Source organism: Pseudoalteromonas tunicata (assembly GCF_002310815.1).
Taxonomy (GTDB): Bacteria; Pseudomonadota; Gammaproteobacteria; order Enterobacterales; family Alteromonadaceae; genus Pseudoalteromonas; species Pseudoalteromonas tunicata.
This window is the reverse complement of sequence record NZ_CP011032.1, coordinates 2,230,889-2,251,272: the sequence shown is the minus strand read 5'-3', so window position 1 is coordinate 2,251,272 and position 20,384 is coordinate 2,230,889. Positions and strand designations below refer to the sequence as shown.

17 protein-coding genes are annotated in these 20,384 nt (G+C 38.6%); 11 read left to right on the top strand and 6 right to left on the bottom strand.

Going from position 1 to position 20,384, the window contains the following annotated elements; translation table 11 throughout:
* Positions 1 to 155 precede the first annotated feature (155 nt).
* From PTUN_RS10185 to PTUN_RS10170, 4 genes are all read left to right on the top strand, one after another.
* Positions 156 to 509: a DUF1428 domain-containing protein gene (locus PTUN_RS10185; protein ID WP_009840190.1), complete on the top strand. Its 354-nt coding sequence runs from the start codon at positions 156 to 158 to the stop codon at positions 507 to 509.
* Positions 510 to 1,174: 665 nt separating this feature from the next.
* Positions 1,175 to 1,990: a substrate-binding periplasmic protein gene (locus PTUN_RS10180; protein ID WP_232285032.1), complete on the top strand. Its 816-nt coding sequence runs from the start codon at positions 1,175 to 1,177 to the stop codon at positions 1,988 to 1,990.
* Between the two features lie 248 nt (positions 1,991 to 2,238).
* Positions 2,239 to 2,736 (top strand): hypothetical protein, encoded by a 498-nt coding sequence (locus tag PTUN_RS10175; protein WP_040644167.1) that lies wholly within the window; start codon positions 2,239 to 2,241, stop codon positions 2,734 to 2,736.
* Positions 2,729 to 2,947 (top strand): helix-turn-helix transcriptional regulator, encoded by a 219-nt coding sequence (locus tag PTUN_RS10170; RefSeq protein ID WP_009840186.1) that lies wholly within the window; start codon positions 2,729 to 2,731, stop codon positions 2,945 to 2,947. The genes PTUN_RS10175 and PTUN_RS10170 overlap by 8 nt, the downstream gene beginning before the upstream one ends.
* A 166-nt stretch (positions 2,948 to 3,113) precedes the next feature.
* Here the strand turns inward: PTUN_RS10170 and PTUN_RS10165 are convergent, their stop codons facing one another.
* On the bottom strand, positions 3,114 to 3,596 hold the full coding sequence (locus tag PTUN_RS10165) for a DUF2938 domain-containing protein (RefSeq protein ID WP_009840185.1): 483 nt from the start codon (positions 3,594 to 3,596) through the stop codon (positions 3,114 to 3,116).
* 75 nt (positions 3,597 to 3,671) lie between these two features.
* Between PTUN_RS10165 and PTUN_RS10160 the strand changes: the two genes are divergently transcribed.
* Positions 3,672 to 4,115, top strand: a complete 444-nt coding sequence (locus PTUN_RS10160; protein ID WP_009840184.1) for a helix-turn-helix domain-containing protein — start codon at positions 3,672 to 3,674, stop codon at positions 4,113 to 4,115.
* 230 nt (positions 4,116 to 4,345) lie between these two features.
* On the opposite strand, the gene PTUN_RS10155 is transcribed toward PTUN_RS10160, so the two are convergent.
* Positions 4,346 to 5,989 (bottom strand): methyl-accepting chemotaxis protein, encoded by a 1,644-nt coding sequence (locus PTUN_RS10155; RefSeq protein WP_232285031.1) that lies wholly within the window; start codon positions 5,987 to 5,989, stop codon positions 4,346 to 4,348.
* Between the two features lie 584 nt (positions 5,990 to 6,573).
* Between PTUN_RS10155 and PTUN_RS10150 the strand changes: the two genes are divergently transcribed.
* Both PTUN_RS10150 and PTUN_RS10145 read left to right on the top strand, forming a co-directional pair.
* Entirely contained in the window at positions 6,574 to 7,854 is a 1,281-nt protein-coding gene (locus PTUN_RS10150; RefSeq protein WP_040644166.1) for a GGDEF domain-containing protein, read from the top strand.
* Positions 7,844 to 8,653 (top strand): substrate-binding periplasmic protein, encoded by an 810-nt coding sequence (locus PTUN_RS10145; protein ID WP_009840181.1) that lies wholly within the window; start codon positions 7,844 to 7,846, stop codon positions 8,651 to 8,653. Before PTUN_RS10150 ends, PTUN_RS10145 begins: the two co-directional genes overlap by 11 nt.
* Positions 8,654 to 8,722: 69 nt before the next feature.
* Here the strand turns inward: PTUN_RS10145 and PTUN_RS10140 are convergent, their stop codons facing one another.
* The 3 genes from PTUN_RS10140 to PTUN_RS10125 form a co-directional block, all read right to left on the bottom strand.
* Positions 8,723 to 10,486 (bottom strand): methyl-accepting chemotaxis protein, encoded by a 1,764-nt coding sequence (locus PTUN_RS10140; protein WP_332306594.1) that lies wholly within the window; start codon positions 10,484 to 10,486, stop codon positions 8,723 to 8,725.
* A 455-nt stretch (positions 10,487 to 10,941) separates the two neighbouring features.
* Positions 10,942 to 12,336, bottom strand: coding sequence for a Type 1 glutamine amidotransferase-like domain-containing protein (locus PTUN_RS10130; protein ID WP_009840178.1), 1,395 nt, complete (start codon positions 12,334 to 12,336; stop codon positions 10,942 to 10,944).
* A gap of 428 nt (positions 12,337 to 12,764) precedes the next feature.
* The gene (locus PTUN_RS10125; protein WP_009840177.1) at positions 12,765 to 13,433 is read right to left on the bottom strand and encodes a hypothetical protein; all 669 of its coding nucleotides are present in this window, start codon (positions 13,431 to 13,433) and stop codon (positions 12,765 to 12,767) included.
* A gap of 591 nt (positions 13,434 to 14,024) precedes the next feature.
* Between PTUN_RS10125 and PTUN_RS10120 the strand changes: the two genes are divergently transcribed.
* Positions 14,025 to 15,035, top strand: a complete 1,011-nt coding sequence (locus PTUN_RS10120; RefSeq protein ID WP_119081481.1) for a S41 family peptidase — start codon at positions 14,025 to 14,027, stop codon at positions 15,033 to 15,035.
* Between the two features lie 19 nt (positions 15,036 to 15,054).
* Here PTUN_RS10120 and PTUN_RS10115 read toward each other — a convergent pair whose 3' ends face one another.
* Positions 15,055 to 15,624: a DUF7010 family protein gene (locus PTUN_RS10115; protein ID WP_009840175.1), complete on the bottom strand. Its 570-nt coding sequence runs from the start codon at positions 15,622 to 15,624 to the stop codon at positions 15,055 to 15,057.
* 303 nt (positions 15,625 to 15,927) lie between these two features.
* On the opposite strand from PTUN_RS10115, the gene PTUN_RS10110 reads away from it, so the two are divergent.
* From PTUN_RS10110 to PTUN_RS10100, 3 genes are all read left to right on the top strand, one after another.
* The gene (locus PTUN_RS10110) at positions 15,928 to 17,880 is read left to right on the top strand and encodes a TonB-dependent receptor plug domain-containing protein (RefSeq protein ID WP_040644164.1); all 1,953 of its coding nucleotides are present in this window, start codon (positions 15,928 to 15,930) and stop codon (positions 17,878 to 17,880) included.
* Between the two features lie 406 nt (positions 17,881 to 18,286).
* Positions 18,287 to 19,519 (top strand): amino acid deaminase, encoded by a 1,233-nt coding sequence (locus PTUN_RS10105; protein ID WP_009840171.1) that lies wholly within the window; start codon positions 18,287 to 18,289, stop codon positions 19,517 to 19,519.
* Positions 19,520 to 19,531: 12 nt separating this feature from the next.
* Positions 19,532 to 20,383, top strand: coding sequence for a MurR/RpiR family transcriptional regulator (locus PTUN_RS10100; protein WP_009840170.1), 852 nt, complete (start codon positions 19,532 to 19,534; stop codon positions 20,381 to 20,383).
* Position 20,384 lies beyond the last annotated feature (1 nt).

Genomic DNA, 20,384 nt, shown 5'->3' with positions numbered 1-20,384 from the left:
CAAAGCAAACCTGACTAAATATTTGAATAAAAATAGGAACTAAGTTATGGTTTACAAACTAATCAAAATAATTTTAAAACGAGTAACTCTACAGCCTCGTTAGGTCAGAAAATAAGTTTTGCTTTACGTTTTAATCAACAAAAAAGGAAATACTCATGTCATATGTCGATTGTTTTGTTGCCCCAGTACCTTGCGAAAACAAAGATAAGTATATTGAGCATGCGAAAGTATCCGCAGAAGTATTCAAAGAATATGGTGCGTTAGAAATAGTAGAAAATTGGGGTGATGACATTCCTCAAGGAAAAATAACATCGCTGCCTAAAGCGGTCAAAGCAGAGCAGAATGAAACCATTGTATTTTCTTGGGTGATATGGCCCTCAAAAGAAGTTCGAGATTCTGGTTGGGGCGCAATGATGGAAGATCCCAGAATGTCACCAGAAAATAATCCAATGCCTTTTGATGGTAAGCGTCTAATTTATGGAGGTTTTACTACACTCCTTAAGTCTTAGCTGCTAGACCGAACTAACGGCCCAAACCGACCTTTATTCCGGCGGTTTGGGCCGTTAGCGTTACAGAGAAATAATGAAGTTTCGATGAAGTATTATTGTCGTTTTATTATGTGTGCCTTTGCATTTGGCTTTAATATTAATAATTCAGTTTCAAAAATAACAGCAGGTACCTCTACTGAAACCAGCCCAGATGGGAAGGTTGTTACAATCCCCCGTCTTTTACAACGTTGAGCTTTAGTCGTGGTATAACGATTTTGGCCATCTAACTCGAGGGTGTTCTGAGCAATTCATAGCAGTATTAGTTAAAAAAAGTATGGCTTAGCGACCAAAGGTACTGAGCAAAATGAACCGTTTTTACTGAATGTCATGCATTGGTTGTCAAAAAAAACGTTAAAGAATTTTTGTGCTTGATATGTGAACAAGGTGCTATTGTCGCGCTGTGATTACCTAAAGCAATATTATTAGTATTGAAGAGGGTTGTTTAGCAAAACAGCATGGCAGTTATAACTTGCTATCACCTGGACAAGAAGTATTGTTGTAAAAGTTTACTTTCTAAAAATACCTTTTATGGTTATTTGTAGCCAGAATAATTTAATAAGATTTTATTCAAAGTGTTAAGCCAAAGCGCTGGCTATCTTGATGAGCTGCTTTATGAGGTATAATGAGTGATTATTCCAATTGAAAAAAAAGTATGCTCTTGGTCACTCATGGTGGCCTTTTCGATTTTATTAGCTCTTATTACTCTTTCCGTCCAAGCAAAACTTCAATATCGAGTCACAATACTTGTAGATGGCAGTTATCCGCCTTATAGCTATTTGGAAAATGGAAAGCTCACTGGCATTTATGTGGATCTAGTTTACCAAGCTGCAAAACTAATAGATGACAAATATAGTGTAGAATTACAAGCTGTGCCCTGGAAAAGAGGGCTTGCGGCACTGGAAAATGGTGATGGTTTTGCATTGCTGCCGCCATATAAACATATCAAGCGTAGGCCTTATATTTGGCCATATTCAGTGCCATTACAAGAGGAAGTCGTTGTTGCTTTTTGTAATCGAGGGGCGTCTTTACACGATATAGAGGAAAGCGATACGAATGCTCAACCACTTAATGTCGGAATTAATGCAGGGTATGTAATTTTAGATGAGACGCTTGAAAAGGCTATTATGCAGGGGAAAATTAGGCTATGGGAGAATAAAGATACCTATTCTAATGTATTAAAGTTATCGAAAAATCGAATAGATTGCTATGTCAATGATAGGTTATCAACCTTACATGGACTTGAAAATGTTAAGTTTTTACACCCTGAACTCGATTTAAGTAATATTGTTGAAGACCGAGAAGTACTCAGGCGAACAGCTCATATTGGTTATGTCAAAGACTCTATCAATAAATTTCCGTACAAGCATGATTTTATAAAACAAATGGATGAAGCGTTACTCATAGTCCTAGCAAGGAAAAATGCTCAAACCGTTCACCAGTAATAAAATCTTTAAATATCAGCAGTTAGCAAGTAAGAGGTTGTTCAATCCTTAATACTTGTAGCGTTATTTTTCTACTTTTAATGTCAGTGTGAGCTAATTTATTTAGCCTCTGCATTGGGCTATTTATCTGTAACTTGTTTTTTCATAGTTAAATTTAATCGACTCGAGGTTAAAGATATTTGACATCTTGTGGCTGCTTCAGCTATGGTTAGTCATGTTAAAAATTTTTAACTTTAGGTATGAAATATATGACTAGGTCAGACATGATTAAAGAATGGTTACAAAGTATTAGTTTTCGAGAAATTACCCTGAGTGTTGATTTACTGGCTTGTGTTTATATTGGTTATTTTTATGTCAGTAATGTGCTTGGTGCAACAGCAGAGCAATTAGCTTCTGCGAGTTGGCTTTCAGGGTTATTACTTGATGTGATTATCTACTCAGTGATTTTAATGGTAGCGAGTTATGTTTTGTTGGCCTTTGCCAGCGACAATGAGCTTAATCAACCCCTTGATGTGCGAGAAAAGCAAATCAGCTTAGTAGGCTATAAATACACAGCCTATATTTTACAAGTAGGGATTTGTGTGGCGATTTTCCAATACCAAATTGAGGCGCAAGAGTTAATGCCAGCAGAGTTTCAGGTGCCATATTTGCCTCTGCATATTATGGTGGGAGCGTTTATTATTGCTGAAATTGTTAATTATGCGACCCAGCTTTATAAAGGCCGAACAGGAAATATTTATGAGTAGCAATCTGAGCAACTCGATTCGAACGCTTCGTTTTTTGCATAATGAAATGACGCAAAAGCAACTTGCTCAAGCGATTGGGGTAACGCGACAAACAGTGATGGCGATTGAAGCAAATAAATATTCGCCAACTTTAGAGGTGGCATTCAAAATTGCTTTGGTATTTAACTTACCGCTAGAAGAAATATTTCAATATCAGCCCGATAGCGATTGAACAGATGTTTTTAATAGTAATGTGAGCGATACCAATAAACATATTAAAATAGAATGATACTGCTATTTTAATTAATGTCAGCTAGCGTTGGTTTGAACTCTTTTTGCCTCAGCGATTTCAAAATGAGGCACCAAATAGTGCCTCGAGAGTTTGGTTGTTTAGTCGTCTAAAAAAGTTGTAATGTCCAGCCTGAGAAATATAAGCCAAAACCAAAAACAGCATGGGTTATTAAGCTTTGCAGCCGGGCTGAATGGGGTTTTGCTGTTTTGCAGGCTGCAATACCCGCACCCATGGCTGGTTGCATTATGAAAAAAGGAATGACAACTGTGCTTATACCAACAAAAAGTGCAGGGCCAATCGTCGGTTGTTGGAGCCACGGCAGTCCAAATAGAGCGACTAATATGACTGCGAAGGCAATGCCTGTCAGGTAATGTGCCGCCCAGCCGATGATTTTTTCACCGGGTATTTGCGGTGAGTCAATAATAGAATGATGATGAAATTGGCCATTTAAGATGTGAGCAAGCCAACGTCCTACCATGGCATAATTTAAAGTTGGAATACCCCATAGTGATTTGCGCACTATTGCCCACAGATCCATCAGAACCGTTGCTCCAATACCAATCACAATGATGCTAAACAGAGTATTCATAATTTTCTCCTTTATTTTGAAATTAGACTGGTGCTATCGTACAACTTCAAGTCGACTTTAAGTCAAGGGAGAGTTATGGATATTGCCCAAGTTGCTAAACATTCAGGAGTACCAGCGTCCACATTGCGTTTCTATGAGGAGAAAGGCTTAATCAGATCGGTTGGTAGGCAAGGAATTCGCAGAGTCTTTACTGCTGATGTTTTGGAACAATTGGCATTGATTGCTCTTGGCCGTGCTGCTGGATTTTCACTTGATGAAATAGCTAGCATGTTAGGGTCTAAAGGTAAGCCAAATATCGACAAAGAGCTGCTGTTGCAAAAAGCAACTGAATTAGACAATACGATTAATAATCTTATCGCGATGCGCGATGGGCTTAGACATGCAGCCGTTTGTTCTGCGCCTAGTCATATGCAATGCCCAAAGTTTCGCCGTTTACTTGGCTTGGCAGCCTTGGGAACTATTCGACGTAAAACTAAAGCAAAGCCTTCGCAAAAATGGCTTAAAAACAAAGTATTATAAATAATAATCGATGATTTTCAACCAGGTTTTAAACACTTATTTTTGTGCAACGATGACTTATTAGCGAACAGATATCGGGTAAAAAATATATGCTAGCTTGTTTGTTAAACGTTGCTGATTAATACGTTGGGCCTAAAAGCGGCATTGGCTGATATAAGGTTTAGCCAATGCCACTAATATTACGGTTATAAAATTTTTAATCAAACAAGCATTACCTAAGCTGCAAGCTGTTAAATTTTGAAAAAGGAAATATCTTGTTTTAGTTTAGTGGAAAGCTTGGTTAAGGTGTTGGTCGAAGCGTTATTTTGATGCATGGATTCGATAAAATCTTCAGACATCGCAGCAATTTTTTCCATCGTTGTACTGATATCGCTGATCACAGAGACTTGATCTGCTGATGCTTGTGCAACTTCTTTAACACGGGCTAAAGAATCGCTTGCTTGTTTTTCGATATTTAACAGTAACTCGGTTGCTTTGCTTGTTTTTTCTTTACCGCTTTGCACTTGTGGTTGCACTGTTTTCATCGCATTAACGGATGCGATAGTCTGCGCTTGGACATCATTAATCATCGATTCAATTTGGGATGTTGCTTGCCCAGTTCGTTGCGCTAATTGGCGAACTTCATCAGCCACTACGGCAAAACCTCGACCAGATTCTCCTGCACGGGCGGCTTCAATAGCTGCATTTAAGGCAAGTAGATTGGTTTGCTCCGAAATACTGCTGATCACATTAATAATGCCACCAATTTGTTTGGTGTTTTCTTCTAGTTTGCTGATTTGCTCAACGGTTGTATTCACTGTTTGAGATATTTTTTCCATTTCTGTTGCGGTTGCATCAACTACTTCGCGGCCTTGTTTTGCATATTGGACAGTGAGCCCTGAATTGTCTTCAGTCCGATGCGCTATTTGAGCAACTTGATCGATACTTTCTCTCATTTCACTGAGTTTAGTTGCGGTTTTTGAGGTTAAGTCAGCCTGATCTTTTGCCGCATTAAGGACTAATTTAGAGCCTTGAGATACATCTTCAACTTGTGTCGCAACGCTATTAGAGGCTGCGATAATATTACTGACTATTTCTGTGATTTTTTTATTCATCTCAGCAATTGAGCCTATGATACTGCTCGGATAACGGGTGCTAACCGTGCGTGTTAAATCACCGCTTGCGGTTGTATTAATTGCGCTTTGTGCATCAAATGGTTCTCCACCAAGAGTTATTCGTAAGCTTTTTTCAATCAATAAACCAACAAATATGGAAGCCGTAAGTGCAATGGCACACAGAACTAACATTAGGCTTTGGAATCCACCCGCAACTGCTCGTGCCTCAGGGGTTGCGATTTGATTCTGATCTTCTTGAAAATCGATAAACTCATTAATGGTATTTAACCAATTAATAAAGGCGGGCCTTGCTTCATTTAATACTTGCTGCGAAACGTCTTTGCCAGCGCGCTTTGCTGCAATTATTTGATTTACCAGTGGTAGGGTTGTGCTTTGTATATCATCAATTCTTGAAAGAATAGTGCGTTCTTGGCTAGAGAAACCAATTCCATCGCTGAGCATTTGATTCATTTTATTTTCTGAGGTGCGATAAAAGGCTTCTAATTCTTTTATTTCTTCAACAAATTGATTTATTTGTATCTCATTCGATGCGATAGCAATATCTCGGATCGCAATGGCACGGTCGTGGACGCTACCACGATAATTAATTGCATAACGCTGTTTTACAGAATTAACATCGGTAATTTCGCTTAACGTTCGATCAATAAAGTTAACCTTTTGGATCCCCTGAATGGTTAGCAATATGAGTAGAGCTAATATGAAACCAAACCCTGCAATTAAACGGCTTTTAACCGTCATTCTTGATAAAAAATTCATCATAATAAGGCCCTCTTTAATTAATACAGTTGAACACACTCTAGTGGTAAATGAAGTAAAAACAATTAAGTATTTTTAATCAGAACCATCGCTTTTTTAGATAACTAATTGAGTGAAGTTCATGAAGGATAAATGGCACATCAATAGTCTGTTTCTAAACACAGATGTTTGGTTTTATCTATACGGCAACGTAATGGTAAAAGATCGTTAAGAGTAGGGTCAGCAGCTACGTCATTAAAAACATCGGAAAGTAAGTATCATTGGGGAGGCGCTGACTAGGGGGAAACCCAGCGGGGAGCGTTAATTGGGAATGCATAGCGCGTTATCGGCTGATACACCCAGAATAACGATACAATACAGTCTTTTCCTTACTAAATACTCAACGTGATGGCGAAAAAACAATAGAGTAGGGCAATACAGATTAGTGATGAACTAAAGTAATAGCCGCACTCGAAGCAAGGTTCGGCAGCATAATCAATGATTAATTTTCTGCAATAAAGTATTCGCTGTTTTTTCTGTTTCATTCACGGCGTGAGTAAACTAATATAAATTTAATTTAAATGCGTATTGGGTAAGGTTTTATTTTAATGTTTGCTGGTTTTCGTAGTCCAAACAATCTCTCAAAGAAAATGATGCGCGTGATCCTCTCTATCTATTTAGCAGTCACATTCTTCGTTACCAGTATGCAGTTTTTAACTGAATACCTAAAAACCCAAAACGCGATTTTAGATGAGTTGCAGCAGTTAGAACAAACAGTGCATGGCTCTATTGCAAGGAGTATTTGGCAATACAATCAAACTCAATTGGAAGCGCTGGTAGCTGGATTAATCAAAATGCCAATAATCGAAGGGGTTGAGCTGTTAGACAAAGACAATAAAGCTATGATAGATGCTCGTTCGTATCTGACTTCTTCTGTTCCTTTGTCAACATTTAGTACTCAATCTGATATCCACTGGTCACTCAATAATAGCCAAATATACCTTGGTTCGATTACCTTATATTCATCGTCACAGGTTGTATTAGACCGTGTTTTATTCGGTTTTGCTTTAATAGCCGTTACAGCAATCTTCAAATTATCTCTGTTATTTTGGCTATTTGTTTGGGCTTTTAACCGTTATTTGGCAACGCCATTAAGCGAGTTAATGTTACAAGTTCAAGACGTGCAATTAAGTCAAGATTCAACTAAACGCATTCACCTTTCACACACGGAAGATAACGAGCTTATGCAACTGCAACAACATATCAACAATATGCTGTGCTCAATGGCTCGCGACAGAGAGCGATTATTAGAAGATGAGCAAGCTAAGCGTAGTTGGTTAGAACAAGCAGTAGCAAAACGCACCGAAGCACTACAAATATCCAATGAAAAACTTAAAGAACTCGCCTCTAAAGACTCATTAACTCAGGTTTTGAATCGAGGAAGTTTTTTCGAAATGGCACAACAGCTACTAAGCCTTGCACAACGTCAGAAATCAACAGTGTCTTTTATTCTAATGGATTTAGATTTATTTAAAGAAGTTAACGATACCTTCGGTCACTTTGCCGGCGATAAGGTGCTTATTCATTGCACTCAAACAATCCAATCGTTATTAAGAAAGTCGGACTTAGTAGCCAGGGTGGGCGGTGAAGAGTTCGCAGTTTTTTTACCCGATACTGGCTTAGATGACGCTTATCGTATCGCTAATACCATTAGGCAAACCATCGCCGATTCGACGTTAGAAATTGATAATAAAACGATAGCTTACACCCTAAGCATCGGCGTTGTGTGTTCTGAACCAGACGATGAACTAATCGATGAACTATTTAAACGAGTGGATTTAAAACTATATGGCGCAAAAGACAAGGGGCGGGACCGTGTTGAAAAATAATATTGGTAGATGTTGGTCTTGTTTTGTTTGTGTAATCATTTCATCTATCAGCATAGCCAATGCAAGTGAAACTAAAATATTAAAAGTGTGTTATGACCAATGGCCGCCTATGACTATTTTTCCAACACACGATGCACCTCTGCGCGGGGTCGTAATTGATATGTTAGCGCAGGTTTATAGCGCTCACGGCTATACAATTGAGTACTATGAAGTGCCATTGGCTCGCGGGTTAGACATGGTAACAAATGGGCTTTGTGATATGTTGCCAGAGTTTCTTGATTCTAAACAAGCGGATAACGCTTTTGTTTATGCCTCAGAGCCAACGTTTGAATATCCATCTGCATTTGTGGTGAGAAAAGATGATCCATGGCATTACAATGGTATTAAATCAATTGAAGGTAAACGCATAGCAACTGGCCAGGGTTGGGATTACAGTTCTATGAGTCTTGAATATCAACATTACTTAGACAATCCTGATAACGCTCATTTTGTTGAGGTAATTGCTGGTGATGACGACGTGGTTGAGCGAGTATTGATGATGATCAAAGGAGAAAGGGTCGACTTATACGCAGATAATGCACTGGTTTTGCAACACGTTTTAAATCGAAATAATTTAAATAGCGCGCTAAAAATAGTGCAGCCGGGTTTAGAAAATAAGCTTGTGGAAATGCCCATTTTTTCAAATAAAATTCCAAGCGAAAAAAGACAACGGCTAATCTCAATTTGGAACGAAGGCCGCCGCGCATTAAAAGGTCAACAAGAGCAAATAATTCTGAAGAAATATAACGTAATGTTTTAATTCGCACAGTATGGTTTTTTAACTAAATTAACAGATTAATAAGCTTTGATAATTTATAAAACTAATTCGTTATTTTGTCCGTGACTCCATGGCACGTTTTCTTAATACTTTCATTTGCTCTTCAATACTAATGACATTATTTAACTTATAAGAATCTATGCTGTCATCCATTTGCATGGCTGAGTCTGCAATTTCGCGCGCTTCTATCGCGACGCTTTCAGCCCCGGCCACATTCTGATTTGATTGCTCATAAATAGTTAATATATTTTTACTCACTTCTAATATGGCGTCGCTCTGATCACTCGTATTAATCGATACCGAATCAGTCACCTCTTGAATAGATGCGATTTTATCTACAATCACATTAAGTACATGTTCGATTTTTGCTGCTTTTTCTGCTCCCGAAATAGCAAACTCTTTGCCGGCATTAATCACATTAAAAGCATTAGTTGCACTTTCTTGTAGCTCTAAGACTAAGCTTGAAATATCTTCGGTTGAATCTTGAGTACGTTTAGCTAAGTTGCGCACTTCATCAGCGACCACTGCAAATCCCCGACCTTGTTCACCGGCTCGAGCGGCTTCAATGGCTGCATTAAGTGCTAATAAGTTTGTTTGTTCTGCAATGGAGCGGATCATATCGACCATTCCAGAAATATTCCCCACCTTTTGATTTAGCTGGTCGATAGAGTCTGCTGAATTTGACATCTGTTCAGCTGAGCGATTTATTACCGCAACGGCCTCAGCAACAGACTGTTTGCCTGTTTGTGATTCTTTTAAAACTAAGTTTACATTGGCGACATTGTCTTTCATTGACTGAGAAATAACCTTTACGTTTTCACTCATTTCTTCTGCTGCTGATGCAATGGTTTGCACATTCTCCTGTTGCATCAATAAGTTAGTTTGGCTTTGACTAATGGCAATCGCTGTTTCATGCACTGATACAGTGATGTTTTTTGAAATATTACTAAAACTAGAAAAGTCATCGCCAATTTTATTTAAAATTTTGTTTATATTGACTGCGATATTACCCAATTCATCGTTACTGACCACTTTGAGGGCAGTTGTTAAATCTCTAGTTTTTAAAACATGGCTGATACCTTGGTGGATAGCAACAGATTGCTTTTTTCGAATTCCCAAGGCTAAAAAAATCGATATGGTCGCAAGTATCCCTAAACTTAAAATAATTAATTGGCTTGTAAGTTGAAACCACGCGTTATCAATCGTTTTTTTAGCGGTTATTGCAATAACCGCTAAAACGTCCATTTCTGCATTGCGTTGAACATTGATAAATTTAGTCGCATCTTTAAACCAATCATTAGGCGAGATGTTGTAATTCTCAGTCGCCGCTTTTACCTTGGTATTATAACCCTCAATAATGCTTGCTTCGTTTGAATTAAATGCTGACGTTAAAATTTTTAAGAGTGTGGTTGGTGCAACACCTAAGGCTTCATCTTTAAATAAGAGTTGACGAGTTCTGATAACTAAGTGTTTTTCTGCCAAGGCTGGCGATAACTTATTGGCAGAAAATACAGCACTTAGCATTGCTCGTTCTATCCCTAACGTTTCTTTGTAACTGCTTAGGTTATAAAGCGAAAATAATTCTGCGCTCACATCAGCATTATTAGCACTTTTTGACAATTTTATAACAAAATGTAAGCCCTGCTGGTTCAATTTAGTGTAGTGCGATATGGCATCAGATAATTCAATAGTTTTGCCATCGATTGCGCTGCGAAGGTTACTAATTTGAGAAAGGTCAGCTTGAAATTTAGTGGCAAGGTCGAAACTCTCAGGCTTTAAATCATGTGTCGTTAAAATCTGGCGGTACTGTTCAATTGTAGTTTATGTACTACCTCCAATAGAGAGTTAATGACGATTACATCATTTGCTGTTTGAGCAGCTGAACTCATATTGGCGCTCGATTTAATCAAGTTATTGGCTATGACGAGGGCGAGTAAAATCACTGGCATCAATAACACTTTAGTTAAGTGTTTTGACATGAATTTTGATAATTTGTTTATGTTCATGAAAATAAGGCCTTTAAACAAGAGTTTAATAGTATGAATAATAAGCACCTAGAGTATGGATGCAATTTTCGATATATGTAGATTACTTTTACTTTTCATATCACTTTTGGGTATGTGATGATGCACAAGATTAATAAATAGACCTTATGCCGTAGCTCATATTAGTGATTTTTTTAGTATGGTATTTAAAATCGAACAGAGAGTGGAGGGATAAACTTTTTTATCACTAAAAAGGAGCCTAGTTGGCTCCTTGTTGACTGGGAGTTAATATGGATTTATTGGTGTGTAGAAATTACTGATGCGGCCATCAATACCTATCGTTATATTAGAACCGATATGGCTGTGATTACTAAAGTTATAGGTATCACCGGCTAGCAGTTTAATTCGAGATATACCCGAATATTCAACAGCCTGACCGCAGTTCAGAGCCTTTCTAATTGTTTGTTCGGACTCTTTCAATATATAGACTTCGGCGCTACCATCAACAATACCTTTACCATCAGTGGTAATAAAAATTGATGTTGCTTCACTGGCTGCAATTGCAAAACTCGTTGTGGCATGGTGCGCTAAAGAAACAAGCGAACGGCCCATTCTATCTCTTTCTTTAAAGTGGGTATCGGTTAATGAGTTATCAAGCATTGGAACAGAAACAAAACGATTATTAAATTGCAGAGTGTTATGACAAAAATCGGTTACAACTTCATTAGACACGGCTCCTTGGATACCATCAGGGTCATAGATGCTATTTGCCATCAGTGCCATACCGGCAGATGTCCCACCAATCACTCCGCCTTTATCAAAGACATATTGCAAAGCACTTTGGAGGCTGGTTCCTTGCCATTGATTTAAATATTCAGATTGATCCCCACCCGAAACCCAAACAAATTCAGCACTACGAATGGCCCAATCGACATAAGGCTCATTGGCTTTGTTTCTGCTATCAACAATCAAAGTTTCAACTGAATTTGCATCCAGTAGCCCAAGCAAATAGTCATTATATGCGTCGGTCCCTGAAGTTCTCAGGACGACTACATCCGCACCTTGCCCAACATGAGGGCCAACTCTATTAATAAATGCATTGTCGACATCAGATCCTCCCCCCATTAGTAAAACAGCACCATTTTCTGTATTGAGTTCAGAACAGCTATCGGCCTGATCACCCAATAAGTACGTCTTTAATGTACTCGATTTGCTCGGTCTACTACCATATTCACAGGTGTTATTACTTGGTGGTTCGGTATTGCCTTCTGGATAGTTAATTGTTAAATCATACCAACCAGAGCCACTATATCGAGTGACTTTTAGAAGATAAGTGCCAGAACCTAATGCTTGGTAGCTACCAGTTTCTGGCACTTGACTTGTTTGAGCTTGCACAACGGCGCTTCCACTCGTTTGATAAAGTGACCAGTCAAAGTCATCTCTGCTATTGTGATCAAGGTTTATATTAATTTCTCCTGCACTGGAAACATTAAATTCAAACCAATCGATATCTGCTCGACTCATCGAGCCTTCAATTAAAGTACCGCTGCATATACCTTTATTGGCCGAACTTTCGATATTATTGGATTCAATTTCATTTGTTAAACATGCGTGGCTTTGAGCTGAAACTAGAAAAAGCGCAGCAAGTGATGCTGATAGAATGTTTTTATTATTGTTCATTTTGTATTACCTGAAATTTAATTGTGGCTAGACCTACCAAATTTTTTAGTAAGTATTTATGGAATTAATTTCAGAAAAGTTTATTCGTCAAACCACTCGCTTAAGTGGTAGTCGGCTGAACATTCTTGCAGATCACTAGGAGTAAACACGATAAAAGTATTCATTTACGTCTCCTTAATGATTATGGAAAGGTTTTTAACTTTCAGCGTTATTGCTGAAATTAAACAATTACACACTAATGTTTATTTTGCAATTAAAATGTTTATAAAGTGTTAATTTTTGCTGTGGATTTTAGCGGGGCGCTTAGTTGATAAAACTAGGTTCTAAACCTATCAGTCGAGTACGTTTTAACTATATATAAACAGCAGCTTGATGGCTGCTGTTTACAGATAAACTATGTCGGTATTTCACTTCTTGACGCTTGAGTACTATTCTTGCGCCATCACTCGTTTGCCATTAGCATCAACAACAACTAAGTAAGATTTACCAAAATCTCCAGTACACAAATCGATAGCTACGCCATTAACTGCAAGTCCATTGGCACAATTGTTAACTGCCATATAGCTCGATATTTCGCCTGATTTCGTAGCTGTTGCTTGGTTGCCATCAATTGCAACAGAGTAATTACCACTTGCAAAAACGCGGACATTAAATATATCAGCTTGGTCTTGTTTCTTTTTATTAACAAAAGATATTTTTTTGTCATTGCCAGATTGCCAAGCAATGACCCATAGGTTATCGCCATCTTTTAACGTATCGTAATTTTTTTCTTCATTACCATTGCTTTCTTTCACACCAACGTTAACCATGTTATTGATAGCTTTATAGTTGTATGAATACGTTGCCCCTACAGAGTTTTGGCTAACATCATCTGAAACTCTATTTTTGCTGTCAAAAAGCCCGCTGTAGCCTAAGCTGATGCTTCTTTTATCGACATAAAAATCAGATGTTGAATCAAGTGAATTCACAAAAGAGAATTTTGCATTTTTCTCTAAGGCTTCATCCACCTCATCAGAGCTCCCACAACCCATCAATGTTGCAGTCAAGCCAGCTAACAATGTTATTTTAATTCCATTATGATTGAATAAGTTACTCATCGTTTACTCCATTAAATTTTTAACTAATATAATTTGGGTTGTGTAAAGGTTTCAGATATGGCCTTAGTTTTTTAAAATAAGCGCGCAATATGACCAGAATATTACCTGAGCTATACTTACTCATACTGAAAATTCTTTACCTATTTAAATATGGTTTTGTATGTACGTTTGCTTTCTTGGACCTATATTAACAGCTCTTTAAAAATTAGGTACGTTAGCAATTGTGTAAAAATGTTTAATTTTGTATGAGGGTGTAAAGTAAGATTAATATGAATTTAAAATGCATTGTCATGGGGTTGTAACCTAGGGTTTAGGAGGTTTTGTTATTTTTATGCCAATTACTTTTTTTACTAAGCAATGAGCGATTTTGTAATCCGTTTTGGCTGTGGATAAATAAGTTACAGCTACCTTGCATTAAATACAGTTTCAAAGTGATTGCTCTTTAGTTCAAAATTCAGTTTTTTACTGTGCTAGTAATATCTTGATACATATAATCAATTGATTAAATTGAAATAATAGATGTAATTAGAATTACTGTATCAGCTATTCTCATCGAGACTCCAACATGATTAATCTTAATAAAGGTGCTTTTTGAAATACTTGGCGTTATTACTCATAGGAGCAATTGGTTTTAACAGCGAAGCGATCGAGAGTTTAGGCACTACCACAACAGTTAATTCATTGATTAAGACCATTGAAGCCAATTATGTACAGACCGAAAAAGTTGCCAGTATAAATGCTCAACTTTTGCAATTGGCCAGTGATGAAGATTTAACAGGCTTTCATCATCCAGCTGAATTAGCTACTTTTTTGACAGCCCAACTCAAAGTATTTGATACACATTTTGCGGTGCAATATCAGGGAAAAAACTCAGAAAAAACCGAAGATTCAGTAAAGGAAGGTTGGTTTGCTACGTTACAAAGGAGTAATTTTGGCTTTAACAAAGTCGAGATTTTATCGGGTAATGTTGGTTATATCGATTTTTGGGGATTTGATGCAGTTACCGATGAATCCCGTGCGACAGTAAAAGGATTAATGCAGTTTGTCGCCCATAGCGATGCATTAATTATTGATTTGCGAAGAAATGGTGGCGGCGATCCACAAATGGTACAGCTGATCAGCAGTTATTTTTTGCCTAAAAAAACACATTTAAACAGCTTTTACTCAAGAGCGACAGGCGCTTTAACTGAATTTTGGACTTTTGATAGCATTGAACAAATGTTTGGGAGTGATTTTCCGCTGTATATTCTTATCAGCAACAAGACGTTTTCTGCAGCTGAAGAGTTTAGCTATAACTTTAAACAGCTAAAACGCGCAACCATTATTGGGCAAAGTAGTAAAGGCGGCGCCAACCCTTGGCAATGGTTTGAATTAGGCGACGGTTTTCGCGCTGCAATTCCAGTTTCAATGGCTGTTAATCCTATTTCAAAAACGAATTGGGAAGGTGTAGGAGTCATTCCAGATATAAACGTTGCTTCTGAAAGCGCATTAACACACGCTTATATTCAAGCACTTACATTACTTGCAAAGCTTAAAACGAATCCCTACCAGCTGGTTGAAATTAATCAAAAACTCACAGAGTTGACAACAGAAAAGCCCTAATTTAACAAAAGTGTCGTTGTTACTGGGTCAGACATCTGTTTTGTTGTGCTTGCCAGCGTCGTTCCATCAGTGGAATTGAAATAGCATAACAACACACTACAATAAACGGTTGGATGTGAAAGCTTAGTTCTGGCCAAATCATAAAAGCAATTACGCAGGCTAATGTTCGAACAATTGCATGTCCTATCGCCACTTTATGTGCAGCGAGTACCCCATAAATGAGCCACATCAGCCCTGTTTGCACTGCTAATGCAAAAGGGAGCGCTAAATAATTCTCCATAAAAAATGGAATACTGATCCCAAAGGTGAGAAAGCTCATGCCGATTGCGGCCAAAAATAGGCTCTCAAACCAGTTACGCTCAGATTTATTCTTAAAGGTTATATTTTCGCCTGTTAGCTTAGACAGCGCCATTGCCAAATAAACGATAGAACCAGTGCCAATAAAGACTGCAAACACTATTTGTGAAAGGGGTAAAAGAAAGCTCAGTGTAAACAGTAAACTCCAAATAATCATGCCAGCTAAAGGCATGGCGAGTGCCCGTTGTTGGCGGTATTCAATAAGTTGTTGGTCGAGTGATTTGCATGTCATGATACTATCTCCTGGTGTGTATGGGGTTAGTATCTGCGTAAAACAGGCAATATTTGAGTGTGCATTGTCAGCAATCGAGTATGACAAAAGTCATTACTGTGATTGAGAAAAAGCAACCTGTGTTTTGGTTATGCCAAGGGTTCTAACGGTTGAATGCGTTAAGACATGCACGAGGTAAGTCGCTTAAACCTATGATGTAATTGTTGTGGATACTGCATTAGTAACCTATAAGTTAAAGCAGTCCTACGATTAAGATTTAACATTTTGGGGTGAGCTACTTTGAAAGGTTTGGCTTTAACAACAATGTGTTGCCTTTCTTTTTGTACATACGGTGAACAAGGGCCTGACTTATTTTCACTCAGCTTGGAAGAGTTAACCACCATTGAAATAGCAACTAAAAATAAACAAACTATTTATTCATCGCCTTCTATTGTTTATGTCATCACCCGTGACCAAATAAACGAAATGGGGATTTCCAACTTACAAACGCTGCTTAATTTTGTTCCTGGTTATCAAAGTACTAGAGACATAGAGCAAGGCACAGCTAATCGAATTTCTGCGCGTGGACGCAGCACTGCGCTGTCGGAATCAGTGCTGGTTCAAATTGATGGCAATAAGATCAATGATTTATATACAGGTGGAATATCCATATTAAATCGGCTAATTGATTTAGGAAATATTGAGCGGATTGAAATAATTAGAGGGCCGGGTTCTGCTTTGTATGGCAGCAATGCATTTTTAGGTGTGATCAATATTATAACCGCCTCGAACCGTAACGAAATGAGTGTTTCTGTTTCGCATCCTAATCGAGTGTCGTCACGCTTTTCGCTTTCACACGCGTTTTCTGAGCATAAGAAGTTAGATTTTTATCTTGGCGTATTTGATGATGCAGGTGATAACTATCATTTAACCGATATTAATGGCATCGAGGGTGAGACTCACGATCCCATTAATGGCCTTGATGCTTATCTAAAACAAAGCTGGCACGATTGGTTATTTACCGCACGTTATATGAAACGGCAATTAAACGACTTTATTGCATTAGGCTCTTTAGGGAATGACATTAATAAAGAGCAATCGCAGCAATGGTCATTTAGTGCGCAGTACAATGGTACTTGGTTTAATCAGCTTGATTACGATGTTTCGTTTGCTCACAGTCAAGATAAATGGCAAACCCAAGCTTTACTTATTCCAAAAGAGGTTGAGATTTTTCCCGACTTTTCACTCGCAACCAATTTTGTAGGTGGCCCTTTTTTAACCTCAAAAAACAGTAAAGCAGCAATTAATGTATCTTATCAAGCGAGTGATAACCACTTAGTCTCGTTTGGCAGTGCTTACGAAAAAGCGCATATTAGTGACGTTTATACCGCTACAACTCATGATTTATTTACCTTAGAGCCTTACCAACAATCAATTAAACTAGTTGGAGATCAGAGTTTTAGCGATAGAAAATCGCGAAAGATAGTCAGTTTATACCTACAAGACCAAATACAGTTAACGACCGAATGGGAAGTGACAGCGGGTATTCGCTATGACTATTACAATGATTTTGGCCATGCTATTAGTCCCCGCATAGCGGCCGTTTGGAAGCCTGAGGAAAAAAGTAGTCTTAAACTAATGTATGGTACAGCGTTTAGAGCGCCCAACTTTTTAGAGCTTTATGATCGTAATAATTATGTTGATTTTGGTAATGTTAATCTCAACGCCGAAGAGGTCGAAACCATTGAAGTTTCTTGGTTACAGACATTTGAAAATTGGCATGTTGAAATAACGGCCTTTAATAATGATTTTAAACAATTGATCACTCTAGCAGCGCCTGTTGAACATCCTGAAAACCCATTTTTTTCACCTTCGTTTACTAATAACGATGGCCAAAAATCTCGAGGGGTAGAAACAGAGTTGCAATTCAAATTAACTCAACAATTCTCAATCAAGGTTTTGTGGAATTGGTTTACTGATGATTCAGATATCAATATTGCCCAAAATACTGGGGCTGTGATGTTCGATTATCAACAAGCAGCATGGCGCTTTAATCTTCATGGCTTTTACCGGGGAAACAATGAGGCTGTTGCAAATCAAAGTAGCTATTTTGTGGCTGCGGCGAATGCCAGCTTATCACTATCACCACATTTAACCGTCAATTTTGCGCTCGATAATATGTTTAATCAGCAGTATCGCACTCAATCTATTGTCTATGAAGAAGGCATTGCCAATAGAGGACGCGCGATTACTTTGGGCATGCAATATCAGTTTTAACTTAAGTAAAAAGCTTGCTTATTTTTGGCACAAAAGAAAACCAGTACAACTCAAGGGGTGGGTTGTACTGGTTTTTGATTTGGCAAAATAGCGTTATACGCCATCCATAAAAAACTTAATTCAATTTGTTGAGTTAAGCCTTTCATCTTCTGGGCAGAAGTGTGCCAAATTAGGTTTAGCTAACGCTTTGCATGCCTATTTGCGTTTAATGCGCTATTTCATGTCTAATATTTTAGGTTAGTTAATAACATTTGTTGATTATTATTGTGTTATTAATTAACATCACTTTTATTGAAAATGCAACTGCCATTCCATTTATACGTAATAATTTTTTAAAGCAAGATGTGGCTTTGCTATCTAACCTGATGATTTAAAATAAGAGTTCTTTGTTATGCTAAGTTTAACGATGAAAGACACCATACAAACTTATACCTTAAATAAAGGCTTAGGAGAGCAAGCGCAGTTGAAACAGGGTGGGTGGAATGTGGCACAGCAGGAGGTGAGCTTACCGTGTGCGTGTATTTATAAAACGCGGTTAGACAATAATATTGCTTGGATGGCGCAATTTGCGGCGCAAAGTCAGGTGAAATTTTCGCCTCATGGTAAAACAACCATGGCACCGGCTATTTTTAAGATGCAGTTAGCGGCAGGTGCATATGCCATTACAGTTGCGACTGTTCATCAAGCGGTGATTGCGGCCCATGCTGGTGCCAAGCGCATTATTATGGCCAATCAATTGGTGGGTAAAGCCAATTTTATTCAGCTTGCTCAGCTACTTAATCAGCATGACATCGACTTTTATTGCTTAGTAGATGATGTTGATAACATTGCGGCAATAGGCACTTTTTTTGCTAAGCAGGCGCTTTCAATCAAGCTGTTGATTGAGCTTGGGGTACCAGGCGGGCGCTGTGGTATTGTTGATGGTGCGCAAATCCAACAGTTAGTCTCACAGATCCATCAGTTTTCATCGATTCAGTTAGCAGGGCTTGAGCTTTATGAAGGTGTGCTTAGTACGCACACAGAGGTGACTGCGTTTTTAAATTATGCTGTTAATCTGTGTAAAACTTTAATTCATGAGCATGCATTTGAGACTGAACACGTGATGATAACTGCCGGCGGTTCAGCTTGGTATGACTTAGTGTGTGATGCGTTTGCACCAAATAATCTGCTTGCTAACATGGTGCCGGTAATAAGGCCCGGCTGTTATGTTGCGCACGACCAAGGTATTTATGAGCAGGCGCAGCAACAGCTTTTGGCGCGCAATCCTCTTGCTTGTAATATCGGCAGCGACCTACAGTCGTGTTTAGAGATTTGGGCCTATGTACAGTCAATACCAGAGCCTGGGCGTGCCATTATTGGCATGGGTAAGCGTGATGTGGCCTTTGATGCAGGCTTGCCAATTCCCAATTTACATATAAACCAGCAGGGTACCGTTACATCGGCAGGTACGGGTTGGAAAATCGAAAAAATCATGGATCAACACGCCATGTTACGTTTTAGTGATACTTATCCGTTAAAGGTGGGCGATATTATTGCTTTTGGTACTTCACACCCTTGCCTAACATTTGATAAGTGGCGTTATATCAACGTAATAGATGATAACTATACCGTTGTTGATATTTTTGATACCTATTTTTAGGAGAGTAATTCATTGGATATTGTTTCGAGAATTAAAGAACGCTTAGGGCATTTACGTCAATCTGAGCAGTTAGTCGCGCAATTAATATTAGAAAATTTACAGTTTGCCGCCTCTGCCAGTATCGGTGAGTTAGCGCAGCGCGCTAATGTTAGCCATGCCTCAATTACTCGTTTAGCCAAAGCGCTCGATTGCGATAATGTACGTGATATGAAACTGCAATTGGCGCAATCGTTAGCGGTTGGTGAGCGCTTTATTAGCGAAAATAATTCGCAACGTGAAGATATTCCAGCAATTTACAAAGCAATTCACGCTATTTTAGATTTAAACGCGGGATTGATTGCACAAACGCAGGTCGAAGAAGCCGCGCGCTGCATTGCTAGCAGTCGCCACACGCTTATTTTTGGTGTCGGAGGAGGCAGCTCTGTGGTGGCGCAAGAGTGCCATAACCGTTTGTTTCGCCTTGATGTATTAAGTAATGCTTATAGCGACCCGGTGATGATGCGCATGACTGCTGCCAGTGTTGATGTCTGTGATGTGGTGGTTGTATTATCGCTCACCGGTTTACCGCAAGACTTAATTGATGCCGCCAGTATTGCCAAAGACTACGGTGCCAAAGTGATTGCGATTTGCCCAGACAGCGCCCTTGCTGACGTCGCAACCTTTCATTTACCCATAAAAACCAATGAGTCAGATTACATTTTTACCCCAAGTACCGCTCGCTATGCCATGTTAGCGGCCGTTGATGTATTGGCCAGCGAAGTGGCAATTTTGACCCAGAAAAAATCACGCGAAAAGCTTCGCCGTATTAAACATGAATTAGATGAATACCGCCAAGGACCGAACAGGACCCCTCTAGGAGATTAAT

What these genes read in the sequence shown, in the direction of transcription:
- PTUN_RS10130 (WP_009840178.1), bottom strand. Translation starts at nt 12,336, where the DNA reads ATGAACAATAATAAAAACATTCTATCAGCATCACTTGCTGCGCTTTTT.
- PTUN_RS10125 (WP_009840177.1), bottom strand. Translation starts at nt 13,433, where the DNA reads ATGAGTAACTTATTCAATCATAATGGAATTAAAATAACATTGTTAGCT.
- PTUN_RS10165 (WP_009840185.1), bottom strand. Translation starts at nt 3,596, where the DNA reads ATGAATACTCTGTTTAGCATCATTGTGATTGGTATTGGAGCAACGGTT.
- PTUN_RS10175 (WP_040644167.1), top strand. Translation starts at nt 2,239, where the DNA reads ATGACTAGGTCAGACATGATTAAAGAATGGTTACAAAGTATTAGTTTT.
- PTUN_RS10110 (WP_040644164.1), top strand. Translation starts at nt 15,928, where the DNA reads ATGTGTTGCCTTTCTTTTTGTACATACGGTGAACAAGGGCCTGACTTA.
- PTUN_RS10155 (WP_232285031.1), bottom strand. Translation starts at nt 5,989, where the DNA reads ATGATGAATTTTTTATCAAGAATGACGGTTAAAAGCCGTTTAATTGCA.
- PTUN_RS10105 (WP_009840171.1), top strand. Translation starts at nt 18,287, where the DNA reads ATGAAAGACACCATACAAACTTATACCTTAAATAAAGGCTTAGGAGAG.
- PTUN_RS10170 (WP_009840186.1), top strand. Translation starts at nt 2,729, where the DNA reads ATGAGTAGCAATCTGAGCAACTCGATTCGAACGCTTCGTTTTTTGCAT.
- PTUN_RS10185 (WP_009840190.1), top strand. Translation starts at nt 156, where the DNA reads ATGTCATATGTCGATTGTTTTGTTGCCCCAGTACCTTGCGAAAACAAA.
- PTUN_RS10115 (WP_009840175.1), bottom strand. Translation starts at nt 15,624, where the DNA reads ATGACATGCAAATCACTCGACCAACAACTTATTGAATACCGCCAACAA.
- PTUN_RS10150 (WP_040644166.1), top strand. Translation starts at nt 6,574, where the DNA reads ATGTTTGCTGGTTTTCGTAGTCCAAACAATCTCTCAAAGAAAATGATG.
- PTUN_RS10160 (WP_009840184.1), top strand. Translation starts at nt 3,672, where the DNA reads ATGGATATTGCCCAAGTTGCTAAACATTCAGGAGTACCAGCGTCCACA.